This is a genomic window from Haloplanus natans DSM 17983, assembly GCF_000427685.1.
Taxonomy (GTDB): domain Archaea; phylum Halobacteriota; class Halobacteria; order Halobacteriales; family Haloferacaceae; genus Haloplanus; species Haloplanus natans.
This window is the reverse complement of record NZ_KE386573.1, coordinates 691,401-715,454: the sequence shown is the minus strand read 5'-3', so window position 1 is coordinate 715,454 and position 24,054 is coordinate 691,401. Positions and strand designations below refer to the sequence as shown.

The window sequence follows — 24,054 nt, the reverse complement described above, 5'->3', positions numbered from 1 at the left end:
TCCATGGAGACCTGATCCCGTTTGCCGCCGTCGTCGTCCGTCGTCGACTCGGCGTCCGTCGCCGAAGACCCCTCGAGCGCCCCGTCGTCCACGGCGTCACCGACGGCCGAGGCCACCCGCTCGCGGACGTTCGAGTCGGCCACCGCGTCGTCCCGAATCGTCTCGTCGAGGCGCCGACCGAGGTCGGAGAGGTCCATCTCGCGCACGCGCTCACGAACCGCCGCGTCGGGGTCGGCGAAGTCGACGTCGGGTATCGCCGCTGCCGTGTCGCCGCCGACCGCCCGGTGATCCGTCACGCGAGCGAGAAGGGCGCCCTCGTCAAGGGCCGCGTCCTCGACGGCCGCGGGCGTGACGGGGTCGCCGTCGCCCGTGATGGAGACCACCGCCACCGCCTCCGAGAGGTCGTACTCGCGGACGCGATCGCGGACGCGCTCGACACCCTCGCCCTCGGACAGTTCCACGTCGACGAAGGCGAACGGGCGGGTGTCGAGCGAGCGACGGCGGATATCGACCGCCGCGTCCCCGCCCGCGTCGGCGCCGAACTCGACGAGGTTGTAGCCGCGGGCGTCGCGTTCGTCCGTGCTCGCTCGCTCGGTCGAACCGCAGTAGGTGACCCACGTGTCGTTCACCTGGGCCGTGTCCGGGACGTGGTTGTCGCCGAGCAAGACCGCGTCGAAGTCGACGGTGGCGGCGTCGAGCAGTTCCTCGGTGTCCCAGTCGGCGTGGGCGAAGGGGGTAAAGAGGCCGTGACCGACGAGGGCCGTCGCCGCGGCGTCGGCCGGTGGGGGAGCGAAGTCGTAGTCGAGGTCGTCGCGACGCGAGCGGGGGACGTGATCCAGGCCGTAGAACGCGGTGTCGCCGACGAGGGTCGGCTCGTCGCCGAGTCGGGTCGCCAGGCCGAGATCCTCGAAGAGGTCGAGCCACTGGCTCCCGCGGGTCGCCTCGTGGTTGCCGACGACCGCGAGGAAAGGCACGTCGGCGGCGTCGAGGCGGCGGAGCGCGGAGAGCACGCCCAGCAGATCGGGGAGGTCCGGCCGGCGGTCGTGAAAGAGGTCGCCGGCGTGGACGAGGGCCTCGATATCGCCCGCGATCACGTCGTCGATCACCGCCTCGAACGCGTCGAGGAAGTCCTGCCGGCGCTCCGGCGAGTGGTACTGTCGGTAGCCGACGTGGGTGTCGCCGGTGTGAATCACCCGTGTCATCCTGACCGCTCTTGTGTCCCGTCGCTCAAAACCGTTCCGCGACCGGAGCGAAAGTGGTCGGCGGCGGCGCGTCGACACCGCTCGATGGCGGCGAGGGTGTCCCGTCCACGCCGGGCGGCGGCCGCGTCGCCGGCACGGTCGGCGCGTTCGATGTCCCGGCGGAGTCGGGCGAGGCCGCCCTCGGCCACGAACGCCGCGGCGTCCCGAACGTCGTCGAGGGCGGCGGCGGCCTCGTCGATGGCGGGGGTGTCCACGGCCGGGGCGTCGGCGTCGTCGGTCGCGAGAGCGCGAAGCGCCGCGCGGACGGACGTGTCGGTATCGGCGTCGGTCACGCCTCCCGGTGGCCGCGTCACCGCTCTTAAATCTTCAGCGAGTAGAGGCGCTTGCGCGCGTCGGAGAAGGAGAACCGCGATTCGACGGCGTCGGCGTCCTCCAGTCGCGTCAGCGCGTAGCGGACCGTCCGCGGCGGCAACAGCGTCTCCTCGGCCAACTGACTCTGGCTCAGCGTCTCGTTGTAGTCGAGGACCTTCGCGACGAGTTTCGCACTCGGCGGCAGGTCGCGCACGTCGGCCCACCGATCCGCGCCCTCGTCACGGGTGACTGCTTCGGTCGTACTCATCCTGTATCGTTCTCACGCATACAAGATGATAATATTTGCTATCGATTTTGATGCTTCACAGTTATTTCCAGTGGACGGACCACGGCGAACTCCGCAGCCACCCGAAGTCTCTTATGAATCAGCCTCTTAAAACGGGTAATGACCGACACTGTGGACGATGTCGACCTCCCGTACGACGACGAGGCGACGTCGCAGCAGGAAAAAATCGAGGCCCTCCGCGAGCGACTCGACGTGCTAGAGGGGCAAAACGAGGAGATGCGCGACAAACTGCTGGACGCCAACGCCGAGAACAACAAGTACCAGCAGAAGTTGGAGCGGCTGACCCACGAGAACAAGAAGCTCAAGCAGTCGCCGCTGTTCGTCGCGACGGTACAGGAGGTAAACGACGAGGGCGTCATCATCAAACAGCACGGCAACAACCAGGAGGCCCTCACCGAGGTCACCGAGGAGATGAAATCGGAGCTCGAACCCGACTCGCGCGTCGCGGTGAACAACTCCCTCTCCATCGTCAAACGGCTCGATAAGGAGACGGACGTGCGGGCCCGCGTGATGCAGGTGGACCACAGCCCCGACGTGACCTACGCCGACATCGGCGGCCTCGAAGCACAGATGCAGGAGGTCCGGGAGACAGTCGAGATGCCCCTAGACCGCCCCGAGATGTTCGAGCAGGTGGGCATCGAGCCGCCGTCGGGTGTCCTCCTCCACGGCCCGCCAGGGACGGGGAAGACGATGCTTGCCAAAGCGGTTGCCAACCAGACCGACGCCACCTTCATCAAGATGGCCGGCTCGGAACTCGTCCACAAGTTCATCGGCGAGGGCGCGAAACTCGTCCGCGACCTCTTCGAGGTGGCCCGCGAGAACGAACCCGCCGTCCTCTTCATCGACGAAATCGACGCCATCGCGTCGAAACGGACGGACTCGAAAACCTCCGGCGACGCCGAGGTCCAGCGGACGATGATGCAACTCCTCTCGGAGATGGACGGCTTCGAAGAGCGGGGCGATGTCCGGATTATCGCCGCGACCAACCGCTTCGACATGCTCGATCCCGCCATCCTCCGCCCCGGCCGGTTCGACCGCCTCATCGAGGTGCCCAAGCCGGACGAGGAGGGTCGCGAGATCATCTTCCAGATCCACACCCGCAACATGAACGTCGCCGACGACGTCGACTTCACGGAACTGGCCGACATGGCTGCCGACGCCTCCGGCGCCGACATCAAGGCGATCTGCACCGAAGCCGGGATGTTCGCCATCCGCGACGACCGCACCGAAATCTACATGGACGACTTCGTGTCGGCGTGGGAGAAGATCAGCGCCGAGACGGACGACGACGGCGCGTCCCGCGCGTTCGCGTAGTCGACGCGGCTCTTTTCAAACGGCGCCGAAGACGACGTACGGGCCGACGAAAAGCAGGACGAACAGCGCGACGAGCGCGACGAGATACGCGATGCCGGTGGCGGCGGCGGTGCGCCAGGCGGGATTCGAAACGGACACGATCGGTCGAAAGGGTGGGGGCGATATAACCGTATCCCTATGACGCGACGCTTTTGCCACACGGGTGGCTAGGTGGCGTATGAGCATCCGTAGCGACGTGGCGCCGAGTACGCTCCCCGTCGAGTTCTTCGAGGAGGGCGTACAGGTCGAGTATCTCGACGGCCGAACGACGCTGTATCGGGGCGTCCCGCGGAAGGCCGAGGAGACGCTCACGGCCGCGCCGGGTAAGGAGGTCCACGTCCTCGTGACCGACCCCGACGGGACCGAGGGCGTGATGATGTACGTCAACGACCGCAAGACCCACGACGACATTCTGGAGTCGACCGGCGTCGGTCGGATCGTCCTCGACGGCGGCGAGGCGGAGGAGATCTTCCCGGGCGTCACCGTCGCCACGCCGGACGGGATGCGGTGTCGGATTCAGGCCGACCTCGACGTGGCCCGTGGGCGAGTGTTCGTGTTCGTCGAGGACGACTGGGGCGAGGAGTCGTACGAACTGGTCGCGGCGGAGTAGCGCCGTCGCGAGTGGGAGCGCGACACGGATCGCTCGTCGACGACGGTTACTGCAGGTAGGACGGATCGGCGGTGTCGTCGTCACACGTCTCCTCGTGCTGTTTGGCGTCCTCCTCGGCGTCGAACAACATCCCGCAGATCTCACACTCGTACCACGTCATGCCGTCCCGCTCGGTCGTGGTCACCATGCGTGTACGTCCACGAGCGGGGGCTAAAACGATTGCCCTGCTGACGAGTCATAGTGTGTATTGTAAGTCATTACCGGCGGGTCGCTAAGACGGTCCGGCGACCCACCGGTAACCAGTTACAATACACACTATCAGTCCCGATCGAACGGATCGACGAGTTCGATGGTCTCGGCGCGGTCGGGCCCGACGCCCACGGCGTAGACGGGGGCGCCGACCTCGTCGCTCAGGTAGTCGAGATACTCCTGTGCCGCGTCGGGGAGGGCGTCGTAGCCGTCGTCGGCGACGCCGCCCCAGTCCACCTCGGGCCACGGCTCGAACTCCTTCAGGATCGGCTCGCAGTCGGCCCAGCGCTCGGTCGTCGCGGGCATCGTCTCCACGCGCTCGCCGTCGAGTTCGTAGGCGTCGCCGACCTGCACCTCGTCCAGACCGGCGAGCACGTCGAGGTGGTTGACCGCGATGCCGGTGAAGCCGCTGGCCCGCGAAGCGTGGCGGAGCATCGGCACGTCGAGCCAGCCGATCCGGCGTGGCCGGCCGGTGACGGTGCCGAACTCGCCGCCTTTCTCGCGGATGTAGTCGGCCAGATCCTCATCCTCGCCGTCGAGTTCGGTCGGGAGCGGCCCGGTGCCGACCCGGGAGAGGTAGGCTTTCACGATGCCGACCACTTCGCCCTGCCCGATCACCGTCGGCCCGACGCCCGTCCCCGTCGACGCGCCGCCCGCGGTCGGGTTCGAGGAGGTGACGTAGGGGTAGATGCCGTGGTCGATGTCGATCGAGGTACCCTGGGCGCCCTCGAACAGCAGGTTCGCACCGTCGTCGAGTTCGTCGCCGAGGAAATCGCCCGCGTTGACCGTCATGTCCGCCGCGTCGAGTCGGCGGCCGACATCGGCGAACTCCTCGTGGAGGGCGTCGATGTCGAACTCCTCGCCGGGTTCCATCCCGAAGACGTCCTCGACGAGCGCGCGCTTCTGCGGGACGACGTACTCCAGTCGGTCCCGGAGCACGTCGGGGTCGAGCAGGTCGCCGACGCGAATCCCGCGTCGACCGACCTTGTCCTCGTAGGTGGGGCCGATGCCACGCCCCGTGGTGCCGGCCTCCAGGTCGTCGTCGCTTTTCGCCTCCTCCTCGATGCCGTCGAGGACGCGGTGGTACGGCATGATGACGTGAGCGCGGCGCGCGACGCGCACGTCGGGGTCGAGTCCCCGCTCGTGAAGCGTGTCGAGTTCGTCGAACAGCGTCCGTGGGTTGACCACGCAGCCGTTCCCGAGGATGCCGACCTTCCCGCGAATCGCACCGCTCGGCACCAGGGAGAGTTTGTACTCCTCGCCGCCTTCGACGACGGTGTGGCCGGCGTTGTCGCCGCCCTGGTACCGGACCACGATGTCGGCGCTCCCACCCCACAGGTCGACGAGGGCACCCTTGCCCTCGTCGCCGAGCTGGGACCCGACGATAGTGACAGTCATATCCGGCCGGGGATTCCACCCCACTCGCTAAACCGATTACGATATTCTCACGGTCGCTGGAGCGACCGACTGCCCGCGTGCGGTCGCTTCCACGACGATTCGGCGACCCGTCCGTCGCCTCTCGCCGGACCGTCTTGGCGACCCACCGGTAACCAGTTATAATAAACACTATCAGACGCCCGCCACACGAACCACCGCGACCCGAATCGTTAACTACTCTCAACCCGAGTCTCAGGTGACTGGTTTCCGTCGACCGGGTCTCACAGCAACTTTTAAAACCCGCAACGACAAGTTAACAAGTGTCATGATAGACAGGCTCGAGAAAGAAGTCGATATGCTCGAACGCCATCTGCAGGTATTGAAGATGGTGATCGGGAACGAACCGATAGGCATCGTGAAGATGTCGAACGAAACCGGGTACCCACACCACAAGGTCCGGTACTCGCTCCGTGTCCTCGAAGAGGAGAACCTCATCGAACCGTCGAGCCAGGGGGCGATCACCACCGAGGACACCGCTGACTTCGTGGACGAACTCGACGAGAAGATCGACGCGATCGTCGAGAAACTCGACACCATGAAGATCGAGGAGACAGCCGAGATTCAGAGCTAGAGCTCCGGGACGCTCAGGAAGAAGTCCTCGTCTCGCGCCTCGACCAGACAGAGATGGAACCCGGACTTGCGCGACAGTTTGACGTAGCTCTTCCGTGAACTCCGGCTGAAGAGCCCGCCCCGGGTGGCGTCGATCGCGACCTCCATCGCGTCGGCGTCGAAGAAACTCGTCGTGACGACGAACGCGGCGGCGAAGGACTCGACCGCCCGACTCACCGACCGCGCTCCGTCGAGGAGCGACCGGATCGTCTCCGCACGGGTCGGATCGCGGGAGTCGTCGAAGGCCGCCGCGAACAGCGGATCGCCCATCTTGTCCCGGAACACCACGTCGAACGCCATCGTCGTGGTCTCGACCTCGCCCTCCGCGTCCTCGACCGCCACGTCGACCTCGCCGTCGAGGTCGATCCGATCGACGGACTCGATGGCCTCGTACAGTTTCGACAGCTCGGCCCGCGTGTCCGTCCGTCGGATTTCGTGGGTGACCGTGGTCAGTAGCCACTCGGCAAAGCGGTGTTCGGGGGTCCCACGGAGGAACGGCTCGAAGGGCTGGCCGTCGACCGTGACGCCGCCCGTCTCGAACTCGGTGTGGTAGTTCAGACGGAGGTTGTCGCGGAGCTCGGCCGGCGAAATCCGGCCCTCGGCGGCGCGTTCGAGCGTCCCCGCCGCCTTGTCCTCGTATCGGACGAACAGGTTCGTCTTCGAGAGCGCCTCGGCGGGGGAGAGCTCCTGTGCTGGCGCCGCACCGGCGTCGTCGGCACCGTCCGCCTCGCGTTCGAGCCGTTCGATCTCCGCCTCCAGCGACGCGACTCGATCACGGAGGCGATCGACCTCCGCGCGGAGGTCGTCACGCTCGCTGGCGATCCGGTCGCGCTCCGACGCTATCTCCGCCTTCGCCGCGCGCAGGGCGTCGAGTTCGCTGCGGAGGCGGTCGAGTTCCTCGGGCGTGGCCGTCGCGTCGGCGTCGGTCGACGACTCGTCCGCCGTCGCGTCACCGATCACCACGTCGTCGGTCGGGGCGTCTACCTCGTCGCCCTCGGCGTCAGGCGTCGCTTCGGTGTCGGCCGTCGACGATGCCGCCTCCGTCTCGGCGGATTCGCTCGGCGTCTCGGACGACTCCGCGTCGGCGCCCGTCGTCGACGCCTCGGCGTCGGTCGTCGGGGCGTCGTCGACACCCGATAGCTCGCCCAGAGAGCGGAACTCGTCTTCCGTGGTTGTGGTCGACGGTGGCGCCTCCCCGTCGTTGGCGGCGGCCGTGTCGGCGCCCGCCGCCCCGTCGTCGGTGTCGGTCGCGGTCGATGCGTCGGCGCCGACGCCGGCGGCGGGGGATGCGGTGTCGTCGGTGTCACCGGCATCAGCCGTCTCCGATTCGGACGCCACCGCCCCCATCCCTGCCGGCCGCTCCGGTAGGTCGACCACCTCGATATCGGCGTCGACGACGGCGTAGATACCCACCTCGTCGGCGGCGCGTTCGAACGCCTCGTCGCCGGAGAGCAGGCGGCGGTTGTTCCCCACGTACGCCACAGGGAGCGCACGGCCGCCGTAGTAGACGACGTAGTAGTCGCCCGAGAGCACGTTCTCGGAGAGTTCGACGTAGCCGACGAAGTTGCCCGAGGAGAGCGTCCCGTCGATTTCGGAGAGCGGCGTGTCGTTCGAGTAGTACCGTCCACGGACCTCGCCGCCGCGGGCCTGCATGGCGTAGAGGAGCGGCAGTGCCATATCTGGGGCGGTGTAGGCCGTCAGCGAGGCGTCCTCGAAGTCCTCGATGGTGCCGTCGAACACCCCGACGAAGCGACCGTTGAGGACGAACGCCCACGCCGTCCCGTCGGTGACGGCGCCGGAGAACTCCCCGTCGGCCAACTCGTACAGACCGCTGACGCCGTCCGCCACGGGGCGGGTCCCCCACTCGGTCACCACGTCGAGAATCTCACCGTCCATTTGTGTAGGGATGCACGAAAGCGAGTCAAATAGTTTCCGGCGCCTCTCGCGCGTCGTCGTCCGTTACGACCGGCGGGCCGGAGCCGAGACGCCGACGGTGCCACGGGGCGGTGAACGATCCGGTCGACTCGCGGCCAGCGGTATCACTCCTCGAACTCGACGGACACCCGCCGCCGCTCCCCGTCGACGTATTTGTAGCGCTCGTCGGGGTCCTCGTCCTCGGTCCGGCGGTGGGAGCCATCACAGAAGGGGTAGGACTCGCTCAGACCACAGAGACAGACCGCCACGTCGCCTTTCTCGTCGTCGATGTCCTCGAACGTGATGATTTTCGGGCCGGTCGCAGTGTGGGTGACTTCGCGTGCCATATCCCGGACTGGGCGTGTGGCCCCTTACGTGCTTGGACAGGGGATCAGTGTTTGTGCGTAAACAGGAGCGGACTCCCCTCGTAGACGGAGACACAGATGTCGAGCGGTTCGATCTGTTCGAGGCTTGTCGCCTGGTTCTTACACACCACGAGATCGTCGAACGGCTCCTCACAGACCGGACACGCGACCGAGACGGTGTTCTGGTACAGTTTGATCTCGTCGTTTTCCTCACGGGGCGTCAGCGACGACACGAGCGTATCGAGGTCGTCCATGCTCACGACTGTCGCGTGAGAGTACATAAATCCACGGCGCCGAACGCCGACACGTTCGGACCGTTCGAAGCCGGTTCCGGCGGCCCGTATCAGGCTCCGAGCGACGCGCCGGCGTACAGGACGACGACGAGGAAGATCCAGACCACGTCGACGAAGTGCCAGTACATCGAGACGGTACTGACCGAGACGTGACGCTCGGCGGAGTACTGCCCCGCGAGCGCCCGAATGGTGACGATAGCCAGCAGCGCGCCGCCAAGCGAGACGTGGAGCCCGTGGAGCCCGGTCAGGCCGTAGAAGGCCGAGCCGAAGACGCCGGACGTGACCGTGAACTCGGTGTGGACGATGAACTCGTAGTACTCGTACACCTGCCCGCCGATGAAGACGATGCCGAGCAGGAGCGTCGCCAGGAGTCCGAGGACGAACTTCCGACGGTCGTTCTTGCGGATGGCGACGTGGGCCCAGTGGAGCGTCAGACTGGAGGCCACCAGGATGGCGGTGTTGATGATGACGAGCGAGCCGGTCAGGTGCGGCAGCTCCTGTGGCGGCCACGTCCCCGCTCGGATGAAGAAGTAGTAGGTGAACACGGCGCCGAAGGTGGCGAGTTCGGAGCCGAGGAAGGCGATCATCCCCCAGCGGAGCGCGTTCGCGCCCGTCTCGTTGGTCCCGCGCGACCAGAACTCGGCGACGAAGGCGTGGTACAGCCAGCCGTACAGCCCGAGAAGGAAGGTCCCGACGCTCGCGGCCGCCGCGAGCGGCGCGAACATCGGGTTGATGGTCGACTCGCTACCGCCCGCGACGATAAAGAGGGCAGCAGCGGCGTAGATACCGGCGCCACCCAGCGCCGTAATGAAGGGCCACCAGCTTGCCTCGCCGAACCCTCGTGGCCAGTCTTCGACGGCCGGAAGGTGGTGTCCGTGTCCGTGATCGTCACCGTGATCCGTACTCATACCCCCCCGTTGCGATTCAACTACCAAAAATCCTCCCAACCGACGCGGTGAGTCGGTTCCGGAAGCTACTCCTCGGGGACGCCCCAAGCGAGGGATAATGGTCCCGGTCCCCCGCAGTCGGCGGGCGATGCGACTCGCCCTCGCCGCCACCCTGGGCCTCTCGGCGTGGGCCGGGGTGGCCGCCGCCCACAGCGGGAGCCTCCGCGCGACGCGCGATCCGATCGCCGTCCCGATGTGGCTCTTCTTGCTCACCGGCGGCGGCGTCGTCGGCGTCTCGTTCCTGCTCGCCAGCTTCGTCACCGACCGCCGCCTCGTCGACGCCGTCCACGACTGGGGGCGGTCGCTCCCCGACCCCGGGCGCGTCCTCAGCGTGCTCGTCCGCCTCGCCGCCGTGGGCGTCTTGGCCCTGACACTCCTCGTCGGGGCCCTCGACCGCACCGACGGCGTCCGAAACCTCGCCATCCTCGTCGTCTGGGTCGTCTGGTGGGGCGGCTACGTCGCCTCGACGTACCTCTTCGGGAACACCTGGCCGACGCTCAACCCCTTCCGGACGCTCGCCGAGGCGCTCCCGTCGCTCGACCGCCCCTACCCCGACCGTCTCGGCGCGTGGCCGAGCGTCGCCGGCCTCCTCCTCCTCGTTTGGATCGAAGTCGTGACCCCCCTGGCCGACGACCCGCGGTTGCTCGCGGCGGTGCTCGGGGCGTACACCGTCGTCACCGTCGCCGGCGCCGTCGTCGTCGGCCCCGACAGCTGGTTCGAACACGTCGACCCCCTAGCGCGCGTCTTCCGGTTCTACGGCCACCTCGCCCCCGTCGGGGTCGAGGACGGTCGGCTCCGCCTGCGCCTCCCCGGCGGCGCGCTCCCCGGGACGATTCTCGACGGCCGCGACGACGTGGCCTTCGTCGTCACCCTCCTCTTTGTCACGACCTACGACGGCTTCGTTGCCACCGGCCCGTGGGCGGGCGGCGTTCGCGCCGCCGTCGGCGTCGGCGTCCCGCCGCTACTGGTCTACCTCGGTGCGTACCTCGTCGGCGTCGCCGGCTTCTATCTCGCCTACCGGGCGTCGGCCCGCCTCGGGCGTCGGCGCGCGGATACGTACCTCTCCACGACGTATCTCGCCCGCCGCTTCGCGCCGTCGCTACTTCCCATCGCCGCCGGCTACCACCTCGCGCACAACCTCGGGACGGTGCTCGTACTCTCGCCGACGGTCGCCGCCGTCGCCGCGTCGCCACTCGCCCCGCCGCCGTCGCCGCCACAGCTAGCCGGCCTCCCCGCCTGGTTCGGCGGCCTCGAACTCGCGTTCGTCCTCCTCGGCCACCTGCTCGCCGTCTGGGTCGCCCACGCCACCGCCTACGACCTCTTTCCGTCGCGCTTACAGGCCGTCCGGAGCCAGTACGGCGTCACCGCCGTCATGGTCGGGTACACCATGCTCAGCCTCTGGATCGTCACCGAACCGTACGTCGCACCGCCTTTCATCGCCTCCTGATCATGACGGAACCAACCCCCGAGACGGACGTGCCGGCCGACGAAACGCCCGTCGTCTGTGACCGTTGCGGGCGGCCGTTCGCCGACGAGACGCATCTGGCGCTTCACCGTGGCCTCGACCACGAGGACACGCTGTCCGAGACGGAACGGGCGGCGTACGAGACGGCACTGGAAGAGGAAGTCGCGGAGCTCCGTCGGTTCAGACTCCTCGCGCTCGCTGGGCTGGTGGCTATCTACTTCGGCTTCCTGATGACGTACGCGGTGGTGACCTAGTCGGCGGAGCCACGCGTCCGGTGGTACGGCTGGCCCGCGATATCCTCCCGGAGGTCGGCGAGCGAACCGGAGGAGGCACCCGTCATCTCGGTGACGACGGCGAACACCTCTTGGCGCGAAATTTTGACGCCGGTCGAGGAGAGGGCGTCCTCGGGGCGCGCGAGGAGTTCGCGGAGCGTCCCGACCGCGAGCAGGAAGGGAATGGCCCACGCCGCGACGGTGTTGCCGTCGGTCGTCGGCACCGTCTCCAGATACGTCTGGGCGTCGTCGAGGAAGGAGCGTGCGTGGCGGGCGGTGCGCCGGACGACGGCGGCCGCACCCGACTCGTGTTCGGGGGCGAGCACCTCGTCCTGCGGGACGCCCTCGGCGGCCAACCACTCGGCGGGCAGGTAGACGTTGTCCTCCTCGGTGTAGTCGTCGTAGACGTCCTTGGCGACGTTGACCAGTTGCAACAGGAGGCCGAACTCCTCGGCGGTGTCGTAGAGTCGGGCGCGGCGCCCGTCGCTCAGGTCGCCCCGCGCCAGCAGGTTAGTGACCAGGTTGCCGACGGTGCCGGCGGCGTAGTAACAGTACTCCTCCAGTTCCTCGCGGGACTGGATGCGGAGTCCGCCCTCGTCGGCGTAGCGCTCGACGAACATCGCCATCCCCTGGACGAGTTCGCGGGCGGGTGGCGTCACCGCCGCGCGCACGTCCGCGGGAAGGGCCTCGAAGGTACGGACGACCCGAGGCGTGCTGGCGACGACGGTCCAGTCCTCCGATCGCTCGTCCGGGTCGGGGAGCCACTCGTCGACCGACGCCCGGAAGTCGTCGGCGTCGGCGTCGGCGTCCGGATCGAGCACCCGGTCGTACTCGCGGAGGAGACGGGCCTGGTCGGCCGGGGGAATGTGGTCCGCATCCTCGATGGTGTCGGGAACGCGACAGAGGAGGTAGCCGATACAGATGTACGACGCCATCGGTTCGTCGAGCACGTCGACGGTCAAGGCGAACGTTCGGGAGACGCCCTGCACCGCCTCGTGACACCAGTCGAGGTCGGCCCGGTCACCGGGCGGTCTAGCTGCGTGTCGAGACATTCGGAGCGGTTGCGGGTTACGACCGAGGGGTTAAAAAGTCTCGTGGGCGATTTCGGGCGAAGCGGCCGTCGCCGAGCCACAAACCGTATCTCCCCGACACCCGTCGGGCCGATATGTTCTCCCGGCTCCGCTGGCTCGTGTCGACGACGAGACGAGCGGTGACGCTGGCCGCCGTCGCCCTGATCCTCACCGCGGGGGTCGCCGTCTTCGTTTTCAGCCAACCGTCCGTCGCCGGCGTCGACAACCGCTTCGGCGCCGTCAACGAGACGGCAACCATCGTCGAGAGCGACCTGCAGGTTCGGAATCCGAACCCCGTCGGCGCCACGCTGGGCGGTCTCACCGTCGACTACGCCATCGACATGAACGGCATCCGGATGGCGACGGGGACGAAACGCGGCCTCTCGATCCCACAGGGGCAGTCGACGGTCCCGATGTCGACCCGCCTCGCGAACGAACGCATCCCGACCTGGTGGGTGAGCCACGTCCGCAACGGCGAGCGGACGACCCTGGCCATCAACGCCGACGTACACTCCGCGGCGCTCGGCACCTCCTTCGGCGCCCCGAAGGTGACCCGGGAGATCGAGACGGACATCATCTCCGCGTTCAACTCCACGGAGGAGCGTCCCGTCGGCTCGTCGCCGACCGGCGGCCCCCTCCTCGTCATCCGCGAGACCAGCGCGCAGTGGGGGGAGGTGAGCGCCGCGGAGACGAACATCGACATGCGATTCGTCGTCTACAACCCCAACGCCTACCCGATTCCCGTCTCCGAACTCGGCTACCGGGCGACGATGAACGGGATCGAGATGGGGTCGGGAACGACCGAAGATCAGGGCGTGATTCCGCCGGGTGAAACCCGGAGCATCGAGGCGACGACGACCTTGGACAACCAGCACATCGACGAGTGGTGGGTGAGCCACCTGCAGAACGACCAGACGACCGACCTCCGTATCGACTTCTCGGCGCGGTTCGGACTCCCGACGGGGACGATCGAGGTGCCGCTCGATCCGCTGGCTTACACCCGAACCATCGAGACGGACATCTTCGACAACAAGCCCGACGACGGATCGGGAGCGGAGAGTGATGGGACCGAGACGCCGGCAGGGACGCCAACGCCCACGCCGACACCCACCGACGACGACGGCCTCCTCGACGGTGACGACGGAACGACGACGCCGACAGCCACACCGAGCGACGACGGGACCGCGACGCCGACGCCGACGCCGACTCCCACCGACGACGGCGGTCTGCTCTCCATCCGGGGGCCGGGCCGAACGGTGCCGGACGCGCCGGTTCGATAGCAGTCGAAACGGGGCTACTCGATCGTGACGTGGTCGGATTCCTCGTTGAGCGCGAGGTTCGCCGCGATTTCGGCGTTTCGCATCGCATACTGCGCGGTCTGCTGGAGGCTCACGAGTACCTCCCGCGTCCGCAGGAGTTCGACTTTCGGCATATCCGGGAGGCTCCGGATCAGTTCCATCTCGCGGTCGGTGATCTCCTCGTACATCCGTCCGACGGCGATGGCCTTGTCGTAGTCGCGTTCGACGACCGCCTCGACCGCCGTGACGGTAATCTCGTCGACCTGATCCGTGAACTCGCGGATGCGTCGCATCGTCGACCCGTCGACGTCGAGGGTGTTGTTCGTGGCGTCCAGCGCGATGTTTCCGATGTCCTCGGCGTTGTCGGCGGTGAGTTCGAGGTTCTTCGCGACGGAGCGGTAGCCGATGAGGGGAAACCCGGATTCGAGGCCGACCGCCCGCGCGAGGTTGGGGTTCTGATAGGCCATGAAAATCAGTCGCAGGAGGAGGACGAAAATCTTGTTCGCCTGCCGTTCGCGGTTCAGCGCCCGTTCGGCCAGATCGGCGTTACCGTGGGCGATCGCCTTGATCGACTCGCCACGCATCGTACTCCCCGTGTTTTCGAGGCGTTCGAGGAGGTTGTCGAGCGTGAAGTCCTCGGGATCGACCGAACACCGGATAGCGATGCGTTCGGGCGTCTCCTCGATGACTCCGAGACCCATCAACTGCGTCTCCGCGCGGTAGACGGCGTTGATGTGTTCGCTGTCGAGGGCGCCCTCCGACTTCTCGATGTGGATGACGCGCCGGCCAAGGACGTACTGGGCGACGATGGCGCGTTCGAGCGCCCGGGAGTCGAGGTTGTCGGCGTGAATCGTCGCCGTTGCCCCCTCCGTACTCGCCGACTCGGGGAGGACCGTCAGCGTCCCCTTTCCGCCCATCCGAAGGGACACCTCGTCGCCCTTCTCGACGTCGTGTTCCTTGGCCCACTCGGCTGGGAGGGTCATCGCCAGCGTCGAAGGGCCCAACCGTTGCACTTTGCGTGTTTCCATACCACACGTATCTGTTCCAGCGACCTTAATCTTGACTATGCGTCATTATACCTCATGAATGATGTTGAGGTGTGGCGGTTTTACCGAACTTCCAACAGCCGGGACTCGAAACGGCCGACCCGGACCCGCGTCCAGCCACGGAGGTCGGCGTCGAGTTCCGGGTCGTCGGTGTCGACCCGGAGCGCCCCGATGTCGTCGAGTTTCGACCGCGAGGCGACCACTTGAACCTCGCACTGACGGATCACCGCCGGCGAGAGTTGTGGGTTCCCGCGGCCGAAGATGAACCCCTGCCCGCCGATGGGCGAGACGACGATGACGTTCCGGTCGCCGAGGGCGTCCAGAATCTCCGCCTCCGTCGCGTCGCGGGCGAGCACTGCGCCGTCGCGCCAGACGTCGACGCCGAGGGGCGACCCCGCAAAGCCCAGCGCTTCCTTGACCGCACCGACCGTACTCCCCGGACCGAGGACGTACGTGACGCCCGACTCCACCTCCGCGGCGACCCCTTCGGCCACCGCCTCGACGTTCCCGCTCCCGGTCTGTTTCGACGACTGCAGGTCCTCGCCAACCGGCACCCACGCCACGGCCCGGAGTTCGGGGATCACCGACCCCTCGCGGTACTCGTCCTCGTCGATGTCCATGACCTCCCGGCGCTCGGTCCGCTCGAAGGAGGCCAACACGTCCGCGGCGTCCTCCGGCGAGACGGCAAAGACCGAGGAGTACACCTTCACGCCGCCGGGAATCCCCAGCATCGGCGTGTCGGTTCCTTCGAGGGCGTCGGCCACGTCGGCGGCGGTGCCGTCGCCGCCGACGAACGAGATCAGGTCGGCCTCGGCATCGAGGAAGGCCGACACGGCCGCGCGGGTGTCGGCCGCCGTCGTCTCGTCGCCCTCGGGATGACCGAGCACCTCGGGATCGAACCCCGCCTCGCGCGCGAGCGTCGCCCCCATCGGCTCGCCCCAGGTCAACAGCGTCACGTCGGGGAGTCGTTCCCGGATGGCCGCGAGGGCACGCTCGGCGCGGGGCGGCGAGCGTGGCGTCGCACCGCGGGCGCGTGCCTCCTCGACCTTGTCGTCGGTGCCTTTGAGGCCGACCCGTCCGCCCATGCCGGCGATGGGGTTGACTACGAACCCGAGTCGCATGCGTGTGGCTACGCGGGCGCGGTGAAAAGGGTCGCGGCTCGCGGGAATCAACACTTAAGCGACTGCCGCCGATAGGGGCGCGTATGCTCCCGCTTCAGTCCGGGGAACCCCTCCCCATCGCGGAAACCGGCGCCGTCGTGTTGCTCGTCAGCCTCCTCGTCACCGTCCTCTGGCTGCTGTATCTGAACCGTTAGGCGTCGACCCGGTCGCGGAGCCACGCGGCCGCCGCCGCCGCCGTCTCCGCGTCCGCGGCCATCACTTTCAGCCGCACCTCCTCGCCCGGATAGCTCCCGATCGTCACGTCGAACGCCTCGCGCACGGCCTCGATCCGGTCCAGCAGCGCGCTCTCCGGTTCGCTCGTCCGCACCTCCTCGACGTAGGTCGGGTCGCCCTCGAACTCCCCGATCACCGTCTCGAACATTCCCTTCATCTCCGTCGGCACACCGGGCATGACGTAGACGCTCTCGACGACCGCGCCGGGCGCTACCCCCTCGGGGTTCGGGAGCATCCGCGCCCCCGCAGGGAGGTGGGTCGTCCCCGCCGTGAGGTCGGCGACGGCGTAGTCGCCGTGGTCGTCGAGCCACGCCTCCGCGTCCGCGTTGGGGACCACCTCGCGCCCGAACGCCGCGGCGACGCCGTCCATCGTCACGTCGTCGTGTGTCGGCCCGACGCCGCCGGTGACGATCACCGCGTCGTACTCGGCGCGGTACTCGTTGACCACGCGGGCGATGTCGGCGACCCGATCCGGGACGGTCGTGACTCGCTCGACCGACACGCCACGCTCGTCGAGGCGGTCACACAGCCACGCGGCGTTCGTGTCGACCGTGTCCCCGGACAGCAGTTCGTCGCCGACGGTGACGACCGCAACTCGCATGCGAACGGGTAGGGGGGCCGGGTTGAAAACAGTCGCGTCCCGTGGGGGCTACCCCATCCCAGGCGGCGGGTCGTCGCTGAACTCGTCGTCCTCGGTGTCGACGTCGAGGCCGAGTTCCTCGCGTCGCTCGCGGAGCGCCTCGATCCGGCGCTTGTAATAAAAGAGGCCCCCGGCGCCGACGGCAGCGAGGACGGCCGCGGCACCGCCGAAGATGAACAGGTCGCGCTGGAGGTAGAACTGGACGGAGATGGAGTCGGTTTCGACGCTGTCCCACCGGATGATCCGCCGGTCACCGTCGCTCTCGACCGTGTAGCCGCCGGGGTTGACCTTCCCGAATGGGAACACCTCGACGCGGCGGTTCGGCGGCAATACGACCGCGTAGGAGCCGTTGACGAACGTCGGGAGGCTGAACCGCTTGGGCGTACTGGAGGAGGTGAACGCGAGTTTTCCACCCTCGGCGCCCGACGGGAGGGTGACCGACACCCGCGAACGCGAGCGGTCGACGGCGCCGCCGCGTGCTCGAAGCTCGGTGCCGGAGATGACCGTCCCGTTGGGGTAGCGATAGCGCACCGCCGAGACGGGAATGGAGTTACGGCCGCCGAAGCCGTCGCGGCGGAACAGCTCGACCGACGAGCGATTCAGTCGATAGACCGCCTGAAACCGTGCGTTCTCCGTGATCGTGATGTGGGCGTTCACGCCGCTGTCCCAGACGTACGGTTCGGGCGGGTCTTCGTCGAGCCGGTCGCCGGAAACCGACTGCGAGCCGAAAAAGCCCAGACAGCCGGAGGTGAGAACGAGCGCCACGAGCGCGAGGGGGAGCAGGTACCGACGGTTCATCACTCAGGGAATGACACATTTGAGCTCCGCGGGCAAGTATTCGCCGACGCTGGCGAGCAAGCCCGGCGGGTCGGTGCCCTCCGCGCAGACGACGCTCTGTTCGAGCAAGCCCAGCCGTTCGACGGTGACGATATCGCGGGCGTGACCCGCGCGATTCAGCGTCGCCCGCACTTCGCCCCGGGTCGCGCTGTTGACGTTCAGGCGTCCGTTGTCGCTTCGTGTCCACTCGAAGAGGCGGTCGCGCTCCGCGTCCGCCAGTCGTGGCGGCTCGCCCGCGACGAACCGGAGGGGCAGATGCTGGACGAGGCCGAACCGATCCCGGATCTGTGACGGCGACCCCGGCCCGAGCCCCAACTCGTCGGCCGGAATCCGAACCCGCTCGCCCGCGTCGAGGACGAACCCGTTCTCGTCCCACGACTCGAGCGTGCCGACGTAGAGTTCGCCGTCCTCGAACCCGGTGCCGATCTCGCCCCACTCCTCGCCCAGGACGTTGCGGGCGACCACCGCGTCGTCGCCGGTGACCGTCACCGAGACGAAGTCGTCGTGGCGGACGCCGACCTCCCACTCCACGTCGAGGCCGCCGATGGCGTTGTCGACGAGGGCGTTCATCCCGTCGAGTGCCCGTTCCCGAGCCGACCCCTCGACGTAACATTTGGTTGCGAGGACGACCATCAGCGGGTGATTTCCACGTTGAGCTCGTTCCGAAGCTCCTCGATGCGGCGTTCGGTCGCCTCGATGAGGTCGTCGTTCTCCATCGGTTCGAGCGGGGCGCCCGTCTCCGGACACTGGAAGTCGAACTCCATGGCCTCGCTGAACTCGAAGCGGATGCCCGCCGGTTCCGAAAGGTAGAACTCGTGGGTCCGTTCGTACTCCAGTCGCTCCTCTAAGGCGTCGAGCAGGCGGTACATCTCCTCCTCTAAGTTCTCCGGGATGTTCTCGTACTCGAACGTCCAGAGGTACGTGAGCCACCCCGAGTCCTCGTCGCGGACGCGGCGGTAGCTGGCGAGGTCGTTCTCGTAGAGGATAAAGAGGGCGCGGCGCACGTCGTTGAGCTCCAGGCCCAGTTCCTCGGCGAGTTCCTCGTCCGTCACCTCCCCGTCCGGCGGCGCGGCCGCGACCGGCATCCCCGTCGGTCCGACGAGTTCGTGGAGGTACTTCTGGATCACCGGATCGCTCAGCAGCTCCTCAAAAGCCATTGTGGTCCGTTCGGAGCGGCCGCGATTTAAACGCCACGGTGCGGGGGCGCTACGCCCGCTCCGGTTCGTCCTCGCGTGTGGGGTCGGAGCCGGTCGACTCGTCGCCCTCCGTCTCGGCGTCCATCGCCGCCCGCCCCCGCGCCAGTTCCGCGTCGATGTCGTCTTGCACGTCCTCTAAGGACGTGACGGTCAACACGTTGCCGCCGCCGGGGTCGACCACCAGTACCTCGGTCCCGACGGGAATCTCGCCGTCGATGGAGCGGGCAGCGTAGTTGGGATTGAACCCACCGCGGTCGAGTTTGACGCCGCCGGACTGTGGGGTGACCCGCTCGGTCACCCGGCCCGTGCGGCCGCGGAGCGACGCCGAATCGCTCGTCTGCCCCGCGCCCGCGTCGCCGTAGAAGTCGAACCGCCGGTAGCCAACGAGCGCGAGGCTCCCGAAGAAGAGGACGAGCGCCGCGAGGACGAGCGGCCCGGCCAGCGGCCCGAGGAGGAAGCCGACGATGCCCGCAGCGAGCAAGGCCACCCCGAGAACCGCGAAGTGGGCACCGGGGGCCATCGCCTCGGCGATGGAGAGTCCTAATCCGGCCACGATCAGCAGGAGGGGCAGCGTCTCCGGCCCGAGTCCCAACCCCATCTGGAGGGCGCCCGTCGATACGGCCATGCGCCGACGTTTGGGCCGGAGGCGTTTATACTGTCGGCCGCGGTCCCGACGGCTATAGTAGCGTTCGTAAGTCATTGCACAGCCGATCGGACGCAGTCTTGCGATCGGCTGTGCAAACAGGTCCAGACGCTACTATATCTCACAGGCTGCCGAACGCGGCGTAGAAGGCAAACGCCGAGAGCGCAACGCCGAGAAGGACGAAGGCGACGTGCTCCAGTTCCAGCCGTTCGGGCTCGATGACCTCCGACTCCGGTTTCTCGGCGTCTTCGCCGACCTCGTCGAGGGCGAACCGCCAGGGCGACTCGTCGTCGTCGCGTTCGTCGTCGGACAGCGCACTCATAGGCGTCGGTAGGGGGTAACGACGGAAAGGGATACCGGCCTGGCTACCGCTGGTGTTCCCGCGGCGTCACGTCGCCCTCGTAGACGACGCCCCGGTCGGCGTGCAACGTCACCGTCGCGCCCTCGACCACGTCGTCCGGCAGGGGCGCACCGCTGATCATCGGCACGCCGCGCTCCCGCGCCACCAGCGCCGCGTAACTCGTCATCCCCGGCCGGGCGTCGACGATGCCGCCGATCCGGCCGGTGTCGCCGACGAACTCCCCGTCGAAGGTGGCCGGGAGGACGACGACGGCCCCCGACGGCGCCTCGGAGAGGTCGCCGTCCGGGCAACGGAAGACGGGGCCGGACACCCGACCGCGCGCGACGCTTCGCCCCGTCGCCACCGTCTCCGAGGCGATGTGGACTTTCAGCATATTCGTGGTGTTCGTCCCCTCGAGCTCGGTCATCATCCCCGAGAGCACGACCACGGTGTCGCCGCTCTCGGCCGCGCCGGCCGCGATGGCGGTGTCGACCGCCGCGTCGATCATCCCCTCGATGTCCTCGCGATAGGCGGCGTACTGGGCGTCGACGCCCCACGAGAGCGCGAGTTGCCGGCGCACCCGATCCCGCGGTGTCGTCGCCACCACCGGCACGCCGGGACGGAACTTCGCCGTCGTCCGCGCCGTATATCCCGACTCCGAGACGGCGACGATGGCCGCAGCGCCCAGGTCGCGGGCGAGAAACCGGGCCGCCCGCGCCAGCGCCTCCGTCTGTGATCCTGCTGCCGCCGGCGGTACCCGACCCTCCCGCGTCTCGGCGTACTCCTCGCTTCCCTCCACCTCGCGGACGATGCGATCCATCGTCTCGACGACGCGAACCGGGTGGTCGCCGATGGCCGTCTCACCCGAGAGCATCACCGCGTCCGTCCCGTCGAGGACGGCGTTGGCCACGTCGGAGGCTTCGGCCCGCGTCGGCCGCCGCGAGTGGACCATCGAATCCAGCATCTCGGTCGCCGTGATGACCGGAACGCCCGCGTCCTGTGCGCCCTGGATGATCCGCTTCTGTACCATCGGGACGTGTTCGAGCGGACACTCCACCCCGAGGTCACCGCGGGCGACCATCACGCCGTAGGACGCTTCGATGATTTCGTCGATGTTCTCCACCGCACCCGCCCGCTCGATCTTCGAGACGATCGGGATGTCGCCGCCCGCGTTCTCGATGGCGTCGGTGACCGCGTAGACATCGTCGGCGTCGCGGACGAAACTCGCCGCCACGAAGTCGGCGTCGCCCTCGACCGCCACCTCGATGTCCCGCCGGTCGCGGTCGGTCACCACCTCGAGGTCGAGGTCGACGCCGGGGATGTTGACTCCTTTGCGGCTCCCCAACTCGCCGCCGGAGACGACCCGGGCGGTCACCGTTTCGCCGTCGACCGATTCGACGGTCGTCTCGATCCGGCCGTCGTCGAGGAGGACACGGTCGCCCGGTTCGACGGCGGCGATGGGGTAGGAGAGGCCGACCTCCTCGGGGGTCGCCGTATCGCCCTCGACGAACCGGACGGTCGACTCGGCCGGCAGGTCGATCGGCTCGTCGATGTCTGCTGTTCGGACCTCCGGTCCCTGGAGGTCGAGCATCGACGCGAGCGGATCGTCGGTGGCGGCGTCCACATCGTGGACGCGCTCGATCACCGCCGCGCGGTCCTCGTGGGTGCCGTGGCTCGCGTTGAGTCGGGCGACGGCCATCCCGGCGTCCGCGAGTTCGCGGATCGTGTGCCTGTCGTCGGACGCGGGGCCCAACGTACAGACGATTTTCGCACGTCGCATATCCGCCCTTCGACGGGGTGGGTGAAAAAGGCGGGCGACGCGGCTATCGAACCCGCTCGCCCGGCACCGCGTCGCCGACCGTCGTCAGCAGGTCGGCCGCCTCGCCCGCCGCCAGCACCATCCCGTTCGACTCGACGCCGAACAGTTCCGCCTGCTCCAAGTTGGCGAGCACGATCACGCGCGTCCCCGGCAGCGTGTCGAGGTCGTGAAGCTGTTTGATGCCCGCGACGATCTGGCGCTCCTCGACGCCGATGTCGACGACGAGACGGGCGAGTTTGTCCGCGCCCTCGATGCCCTCGGCCTCCAGGATCTCCCCGACGCGGATGTCGAGGTCCTGGAACGTCTCGAAGTCGATACGGTCGGATTCGATGGGGTCGAAGTCGATATCCGTCTCCGTCGTGTCCGAATCACTCCCGTCGTCGGTGTCCGCCTCCGCCTCCGCGACGCGCGCTTCCAGTTTCGCGTTCAGTTCCTCGACGCGCTCTTCGGGGATCTTCTCGTAGAGTTCGCTCGGTTCGTCGAGATCCGAAGCGGGCGATTCGAGCGCCGCGTCGACGGTCACGTCGTGGACCGATCCCTCGCCGCCGACCTGTGACCACAGGCGCTCACAGGTGCCGGGGGCGACCGGCGCGAAGAGGACGGCGACTGCCTTCGCTATCTGGACGCAGTCGCGGATCACCTGCGCCGCCCGCTCCGGGTCGTCGTCGACGAGGTTCCACGGCTCGTTGCGCTGGATATACTCGTTGCCAAAGCCCGCGAGGGCGCGGGCGGCGTCGCCCGCCTCCCGAACCGAGTAGTCGTTGACGGCCGCGGCGAAGTCCGCCTGCGCCACCTCGATGCGTTCACGCACCTCGTCGGAGAGGGGTGTCTCGGGCGTCCCGCCGAACTCCCGGTGGGCAAAGAGCAGCGCGCGGTACGCGAAGTTGCCGACCGTGCCCACGAGTTCGTTGTTGACGCGTTCGCGGAAGCGCTCCCACGAGAAGTCCACGTCCTGCTGGAACCCGCCGTTGGTGACGAGATAGTAGCGCAGGAGGTCGGGATCGAACCCCTCGTCGAGATACTCGTCGGCCCAGACGGCACGGTTCCGGGAGGTCGAGAAACCCTTGCCATTCAGGGTGATGAACCCGCTTGCCATCACCGCGCGGGGTTCGCTGTAGCCCGCTCCCCGCAACATGGCGGGCCAGAACACCGTGTGGTGCTGGATGATGTCGCGGCCGATGACGTGGACGATCTCTCCCCCTTCACGCCACGTCTCCGCCCAGTCGTACGCGTCGGCGCCGACCCGGTCGGTGTACTGCTTGGTCGAGGAGATGTACTCGATGGGCGCGTCGACCCAGACGTAGAGGACGAGGTCGTCCGCGCCCTCGCCATCACCGGACCGTGTGTCTTCCGGGGAGCCTGACTCCTCGCTTTCGGGATAGTCGATCCCCCAGTCCATATCGCGGGTGATACACCAGTCACGGAGCTCCCCCTCGATCCACTCACGGGGCTGATTCCGCGCGTTCGACGTGCCGTCGAGGCGGTCGATGAACTCGGCGAGGTAGTCCTGGAACGCCGAGACGCGGAAGAACTTGTGGGTCTGTTCCCGGTATTCGGCGGGGTTGCCCGTGATGGTGCTCACCGGGCCCTCGATTTCGCCGGGTTCGAGGTGGCGCCCACAGCCCTCGTCACACTCGTCGCCGCGTGCCTTGGCGCCGCAGTAGGGACAGGTCCCCTCGACGTAGCGGTCCGGGAGCGACTGCTCCTCTTTGGGGTCGTAGGCCACCATGATCTCCTTCTCGTAGACGTGGCCGTTCTCCTCCAGCGTCCGGACGACGTCGGTCGTCGTCTCGACGTTCGTCGCGTCGTGGGTGTGGCCGTAGTTGTCGAAGTCGACGCCGAACTTCGGAAACGTCGCCTCGTAGGTCTCGTGCCACTCCAGGGCGAACGTCTCCGGCGAGACGCCCTCCTGTTCGGCGTTGACCGCGACGGGGGTACCGTGCATATCCGACCCCGAGACGAAGGCCGTCTTCTGCCCGAGTTTGCGCAGGGCGCGAGCGTAGGTGTCGCCGCCGACGTACGTCCGCAGGTGCCCGATGTGGAGGTCGCCGTTGGCATAGGGCAACCCGCAGGTCACCACCGCCGGCCGATCCGTGGGGAACTCCTCGTGGCTCATACGCGTTCACAGGAGGATGCGACCCTAAAGCCCGCCGGTTCGGCGTGCGACGATTGTAGTAGCCTCTGTAAGTCAGTGTACGCCCCGATCGAACGCAGTCTCGCGATCGGACGTGCAGACAGTTGGAACGTTACTCGTCGACGCCCGATGGGGGGTAGGTCGTCGAACGCCTCCGCGAGAGCGACCGAGAACCGATCGCAACACCGGAAATCCGTGTGGCCCATCGGCGAGGTGCCGACCGACGCGACGACTGGCGCGGGTATGCGTACGTAGCCAGTCCG

26 protein-coding genes and 1 pseudogene are annotated in these 24,054 nt (G+C 67.8%); 6 read left to right on the top strand and 21 right to left on the bottom strand.

Going from position 1 to position 24,054, the window contains the following annotated elements; genetic code table 11:
* Positions 1-11: 11 nt before the first annotated feature.
* The 3 genes and pseudogenes from mre11 to HALNA_RS06030 form a co-directional block, all read right to left on the bottom strand.
* Positions 12-1,202: pseudogene (gene mre11 / locus HALNA_RS06040) on the bottom strand (DNA double-strand break repair protein Mre11); the annotation flags it as partial.
* Entirely contained in the window at positions 1,199-1,534 is a 336-nt protein-coding gene (locus tag HALNA_RS06035; RefSeq protein WP_049935511.1) for a hypothetical protein, read from the bottom strand. The pseudogene mre11 and the gene HALNA_RS06035, both read right to left, overlap by 4 nt.
* Positions 1,535-1,560: 26 nt before the next feature.
* Positions 1,561-1,821 carry a MarR family transcriptional regulator gene (locus HALNA_RS06030; RefSeq protein WP_049935510.1) on the bottom strand — a complete coding sequence of 87 codons (261 nt, stop codon included), beginning with the start codon at positions 1,819-1,821 and terminating at the stop codon, positions 1,561-1,563.
* 138 nt (positions 1,822-1,959) lie between these two features.
* On the opposite strand from HALNA_RS06030, the gene pan1 reads away from it, so the two are divergent.
* A complete protein-coding gene (gene pan1 / locus HALNA_RS06025) occupies positions 1,960-3,174 on the top strand; it encodes a proteasome-activating nucleotidase Pan1 (protein WP_049935509.1) in 1,215 nt (404 codons plus the stop codon).
* Positions 3,175-3,189: 15 nt separating this feature from the next.
* On the opposite strand, the gene HALNA_RS21330 is transcribed toward pan1, so the two are convergent.
* The gene (locus HALNA_RS21330; protein WP_281172100.1) at positions 3,190-3,312 is read right to left on the bottom strand and encodes a hypothetical protein; all 123 of its coding nucleotides are present in this window, start codon (positions 3,310-3,312) and stop codon (positions 3,190-3,192) included.
* Between the two features lie 79 nt (positions 3,313-3,391).
* On the opposite strand from HALNA_RS21330, the gene HALNA_RS06020 reads away from it, so the two are divergent.
* Positions 3,392-3,823, top strand: coding sequence for a DUF5796 family protein (locus tag HALNA_RS06020; protein WP_049935508.1), 432 nt, complete (start codon positions 3,392-3,394; stop codon positions 3,821-3,823).
* A gap of 46 nt (positions 3,824-3,869) precedes the next feature.
* On the opposite strand, the gene HALNA_RS20530 is transcribed toward HALNA_RS06020, so the two are convergent.
* Entirely contained in the window at positions 3,870-4,010 is a 141-nt protein-coding gene (locus tag HALNA_RS20530; RefSeq protein ID WP_049935507.1) for a DUF7128 family protein, read from the bottom strand.
* Between the two features lie 131 nt (positions 4,011-4,141).
* Positions 4,142-5,470 (bottom strand): adenylosuccinate synthase, encoded by a 1,329-nt coding sequence (locus tag HALNA_RS06010; RefSeq protein ID WP_049935506.1) that lies wholly within the window; start codon positions 5,468-5,470, stop codon positions 4,142-4,144.
* 304 nt (positions 5,471-5,774) lie between these two features.
* On the opposite strand from HALNA_RS06010, the gene HALNA_RS06005 reads away from it, so the two are divergent.
* Entirely contained in the window at positions 5,775-6,080 is a 306-nt protein-coding gene (locus HALNA_RS06005) for a hypothetical protein (protein ID WP_049935505.1), read from the top strand.
* Here the strand turns inward: HALNA_RS06005 and HALNA_RS06000 are convergent.
* From HALNA_RS06000 to HALNA_RS05985, 4 genes are all read right to left on the bottom strand, one after another.
* On the bottom strand, positions 6,077-8,014 hold the full coding sequence (locus HALNA_RS06000) for a DUF7527 domain-containing protein (protein ID WP_049935504.1): 1,938 nt from the start codon (positions 8,012-8,014) through the stop codon (positions 6,077-6,079). The genes HALNA_RS06005 and HALNA_RS06000 overlap by 4 nt on opposite strands.
* A 143-nt stretch (positions 8,015-8,157) precedes the next feature.
* Positions 8,158-8,379 carry a CDGSH iron-sulfur domain-containing protein gene (locus tag HALNA_RS05995; RefSeq protein WP_049935503.1) on the bottom strand — a complete coding sequence of 74 codons (222 nt, stop codon included), beginning with the start codon at positions 8,377-8,379 and terminating at the stop codon, positions 8,158-8,160.
* A gap of 44 nt (positions 8,380-8,423) precedes the next feature.
* Complete coding sequence (locus tag HALNA_RS05990; protein ID WP_049935502.1) at positions 8,424-8,651, bottom strand: DUF7385 family protein; 228 nt, start codon at positions 8,649-8,651, stop codon at positions 8,424-8,426.
* A gap of 89 nt (positions 8,652-8,740) precedes the next feature.
* Entirely contained in the window at positions 8,741-9,598 is an 858-nt protein-coding gene (locus HALNA_RS05985) for a cytochrome c oxidase subunit 3 (RefSeq protein WP_049935501.1), read from the bottom strand.
* Between the two features lie 97 nt (positions 9,599-9,695).
* Here HALNA_RS05985 and HALNA_RS05980 point away from each other — a divergent pair, with 97 nt between their 5' ends.
* Positions 9,696-11,084: a hypothetical protein gene (locus HALNA_RS05980; protein ID WP_049935500.1), complete on the top strand. Its 1,389-nt coding sequence runs from the start codon at positions 9,696-9,698 to the stop codon at positions 11,082-11,084.
* A gap of 2 nt (positions 11,085-11,086) precedes the next feature.
* The gene (locus HALNA_RS05975; protein ID WP_049935499.1) at positions 11,087-11,356 is read left to right on the top strand and encodes a hypothetical protein; all 270 of its coding nucleotides are present in this window, start codon (positions 11,087-11,089) and stop codon (positions 11,354-11,356) included.
* Here the strand turns inward: HALNA_RS05975 and HALNA_RS05970 are convergent.
* Complete coding sequence (locus HALNA_RS05970) at positions 11,353-12,426, bottom strand: phytoene/squalene synthase family protein (RefSeq protein ID WP_049935497.1); 1,074 nt, start codon at positions 12,424-12,426, stop codon at positions 11,353-11,355. The two genes, HALNA_RS05975 and HALNA_RS05970, sit on opposite strands and share 4 nt — an antisense overlap.
* A gap of 113 nt (positions 12,427-12,539) precedes the next feature.
* Here HALNA_RS05970 and HALNA_RS05965 point away from each other — a divergent pair, with 113 nt between their 5' ends.
* Entirely contained in the window at positions 12,540-13,724 is a 1,185-nt protein-coding gene (locus HALNA_RS05965; RefSeq protein ID WP_049935496.1) for an LEA type 2 family protein, read from the top strand.
* A gap of 14 nt (positions 13,725-13,738) precedes the next feature.
* On the opposite strand, the gene HALNA_RS05960 is transcribed toward HALNA_RS05965, so the two are convergent.
* The 10 genes from HALNA_RS05960 to metG all read right to left on the bottom strand — a co-directional run bounded on the left by HALNA_RS05960 (position 13,739) and on the right by metG (position 23,773).
* Entirely contained in the window at positions 13,739-14,770 is a 1,032-nt protein-coding gene (locus tag HALNA_RS05960) for a phosphate signaling complex PhoU family protein (RefSeq protein WP_049935495.1), read from the bottom strand.
* An 80-nt stretch (positions 14,771-14,850) separates the two neighbouring features.
* Positions 14,851-15,909 carry an ATP-NAD kinase family protein gene (locus HALNA_RS05955; RefSeq protein ID WP_049935494.1) on the bottom strand — a complete coding sequence of 353 codons (1,059 nt, stop codon included), beginning with the start codon at positions 15,907-15,909 and terminating at the stop codon, positions 14,851-14,853.
* 190 nt (positions 15,910-16,099) lie between these two features.
* Positions 16,100-16,783 (bottom strand): competence/damage-inducible protein A, encoded by a 684-nt coding sequence (locus tag HALNA_RS05950; protein ID WP_049935493.1) that lies wholly within the window; start codon positions 16,781-16,783, stop codon positions 16,100-16,102.
* 48 nt (positions 16,784-16,831) lie between these two features.
* Positions 16,832-17,620 carry a DUF5803 family protein gene (locus HALNA_RS05945; protein WP_049935492.1) on the bottom strand — a complete coding sequence of 263 codons (789 nt, stop codon included), beginning with the start codon at positions 17,618-17,620 and terminating at the stop codon, positions 16,832-16,834.
* 3 nt (positions 17,621-17,623) lie between these two features.
* The gene (locus HALNA_RS05940; RefSeq protein WP_049935491.1) at positions 17,624-18,292 is read right to left on the bottom strand and encodes a DUF2110 family protein; all 669 of its coding nucleotides are present in this window, start codon (positions 18,290-18,292) and stop codon (positions 17,624-17,626) included.
* Positions 18,292-18,816 (bottom strand): transcription factor, encoded by a 525-nt coding sequence (locus HALNA_RS05935; protein ID WP_049935490.1) that lies wholly within the window; start codon positions 18,814-18,816, stop codon positions 18,292-18,294. Before HALNA_RS05935 ends, HALNA_RS05940 begins: the two co-directional genes overlap by 1 nt.
* Before the next feature lie 49 nt (positions 18,817-18,865).
* On the bottom strand, positions 18,866-19,480 hold the full coding sequence (locus HALNA_RS05930) for an NfeD family protein (RefSeq protein ID WP_049935489.1): 615 nt from the start codon (positions 19,478-19,480) through the stop codon (positions 18,866-18,868).
* Between the two features lie 139 nt (positions 19,481-19,619).
* Complete coding sequence (locus HALNA_RS05925; protein WP_049935488.1) at positions 19,620-19,820, bottom strand: DUF7312 domain-containing protein; 201 nt, start codon at positions 19,818-19,820, stop codon at positions 19,620-19,622.
* Positions 19,821-19,863: 43 nt separating this feature from the next.
* Positions 19,864-21,618 (bottom strand): pyruvate kinase, encoded by a 1,755-nt coding sequence (gene pyk / locus HALNA_RS05920; protein WP_049935486.1) that lies wholly within the window; start codon positions 21,616-21,618, stop codon positions 19,864-19,866.
* Positions 21,619-21,661: 43 nt separating this feature from the next.
* A complete protein-coding gene (metG, locus tag HALNA_RS05915; protein ID WP_049935485.1) occupies positions 21,662-23,773 on the bottom strand; it encodes a methionine--tRNA ligase in 2,112 nt (703 codons plus the stop codon).
* Positions 23,774-24,054 lie beyond the last annotated feature (281 nt).

Bases quoted from the DNA above. Each gene is read 5' to 3' on its own strand.
- HALNA_RS20530 (WP_049935507.1), bottom strand. From the start codon at position 4,010: ATGGTGACCACGACCGAGCGGGACGGCATGACGTGGTACGAGTGTGAG.
- HALNA_RS05965 (WP_049935496.1), top strand. From the start codon at position 12,540: ATGTTCTCCCGGCTCCGCTGGCTCGTGTCGACGACGAGACGAGCGGTG.
- HALNA_RS06030 (WP_049935510.1), bottom strand. From the start codon at position 1,821: ATGAGTACGACCGAAGCAGTCACCCGTGACGAGGGCGCGGATCGGTGG.
- HALNA_RS05950 (WP_049935493.1), bottom strand. From the start codon at position 16,783: ATGCGAGTTGCGGTCGTCACCGTCGGCGACGAACTGCTGTCCGGGGAC.
- HALNA_RS05935 (WP_049935490.1), bottom strand. From the start codon at position 18,816: ATGGCTTTTGAGGAGCTGCTGAGCGATCCGGTGATCCAGAAGTACCTC.
- HALNA_RS05955 (WP_049935494.1), bottom strand. From the start codon at position 15,909: ATGCGACTCGGGTTCGTAGTCAACCCCATCGCCGGCATGGGCGGACGG.
- HALNA_RS05940 (WP_049935491.1), bottom strand. From the start codon at position 18,292: ATGGTCGTCCTCGCAACCAAATGTTACGTCGAGGGGTCGGCTCGGGAA.
- HALNA_RS05925 (WP_049935488.1), bottom strand. From the start codon at position 19,820: ATGAGTGCGCTGTCCGACGACGAACGCGACGACGACGAGTCGCCCTGG.
- HALNA_RS05930 (WP_049935489.1), bottom strand. From the start codon at position 19,480: ATGGCCGTATCGACGGGCGCCCTCCAGATGGGGTTGGGACTCGGGCCG.
- metG (WP_049935485.1), bottom strand. From the start codon at position 23,773: ATGAGCCACGAGGAGTTCCCCACGGATCGGCCGGCGGTGGTGACCTGC.
- HALNA_RS06000 (WP_049935504.1), bottom strand. From the start codon at position 8,014: ATGGACGGTGAGATTCTCGACGTGGTGACCGAGTGGGGGACCCGCCCC.
- HALNA_RS05945 (WP_049935492.1), bottom strand. From the start codon at position 17,620: ATGAACCGTCGGTACCTGCTCCCCCTCGCGCTCGTGGCGCTCGTTCTC.
- HALNA_RS05985 (WP_049935501.1), bottom strand. From the start codon at position 9,598: ATGAGTACGGATCACGGTGACGATCACGGACACGGACACCACCTTCCG.
- pyk (WP_049935486.1), bottom strand. From the start codon at position 21,618: ATGCGACGTGCGAAAATCGTCTGTACGTTGGGCCCCGCGTCCGACGAC.
- pan1 (WP_049935509.1), top strand. From the start codon at position 1,960: ATGACCGACACTGTGGACGATGTCGACCTCCCGTACGACGACGAGGCG.
- HALNA_RS05970 (WP_049935497.1), bottom strand. From the start codon at position 12,426: ATGTCTCGACACGCAGCTAGACCGCCCGGTGACCGGGCCGACCTCGAC.
- HALNA_RS05975 (WP_049935499.1), top strand. From the start codon at position 11,087: ATGACGGAACCAACCCCCGAGACGGACGTGCCGGCCGACGAAACGCCC.
- HALNA_RS05990 (WP_049935502.1), bottom strand. From the start codon at position 8,651: ATGGACGACCTCGATACGCTCGTGTCGTCGCTGACGCCCCGTGAGGAA.
- HALNA_RS06010 (WP_049935506.1), bottom strand. From the start codon at position 5,470: ATGACTGTCACTATCGTCGGGTCCCAGCTCGGCGACGAGGGCAAGGGT.
- HALNA_RS06005 (WP_049935505.1), top strand. From the start codon at position 5,775: ATGATAGACAGGCTCGAGAAAGAAGTCGATATGCTCGAACGCCATCTG.
- HALNA_RS05980 (WP_049935500.1), top strand. From the start codon at position 9,696: ATGGTCCCGGTCCCCCGCAGTCGGCGGGCGATGCGACTCGCCCTCGCC.
- HALNA_RS05995 (WP_049935503.1), bottom strand. From the start codon at position 8,379: ATGGCACGCGAAGTCACCCACACTGCGACCGGCCCGAAAATCATCACG.
- HALNA_RS06020 (WP_049935508.1), top strand. From the start codon at position 3,392: ATGAGCATCCGTAGCGACGTGGCGCCGAGTACGCTCCCCGTCGAGTTC.
- HALNA_RS05960 (WP_049935495.1), bottom strand. From the start codon at position 14,770: ATGGAAACACGCAAAGTGCAACGGTTGGGCCCTTCGACGCTGGCGATG.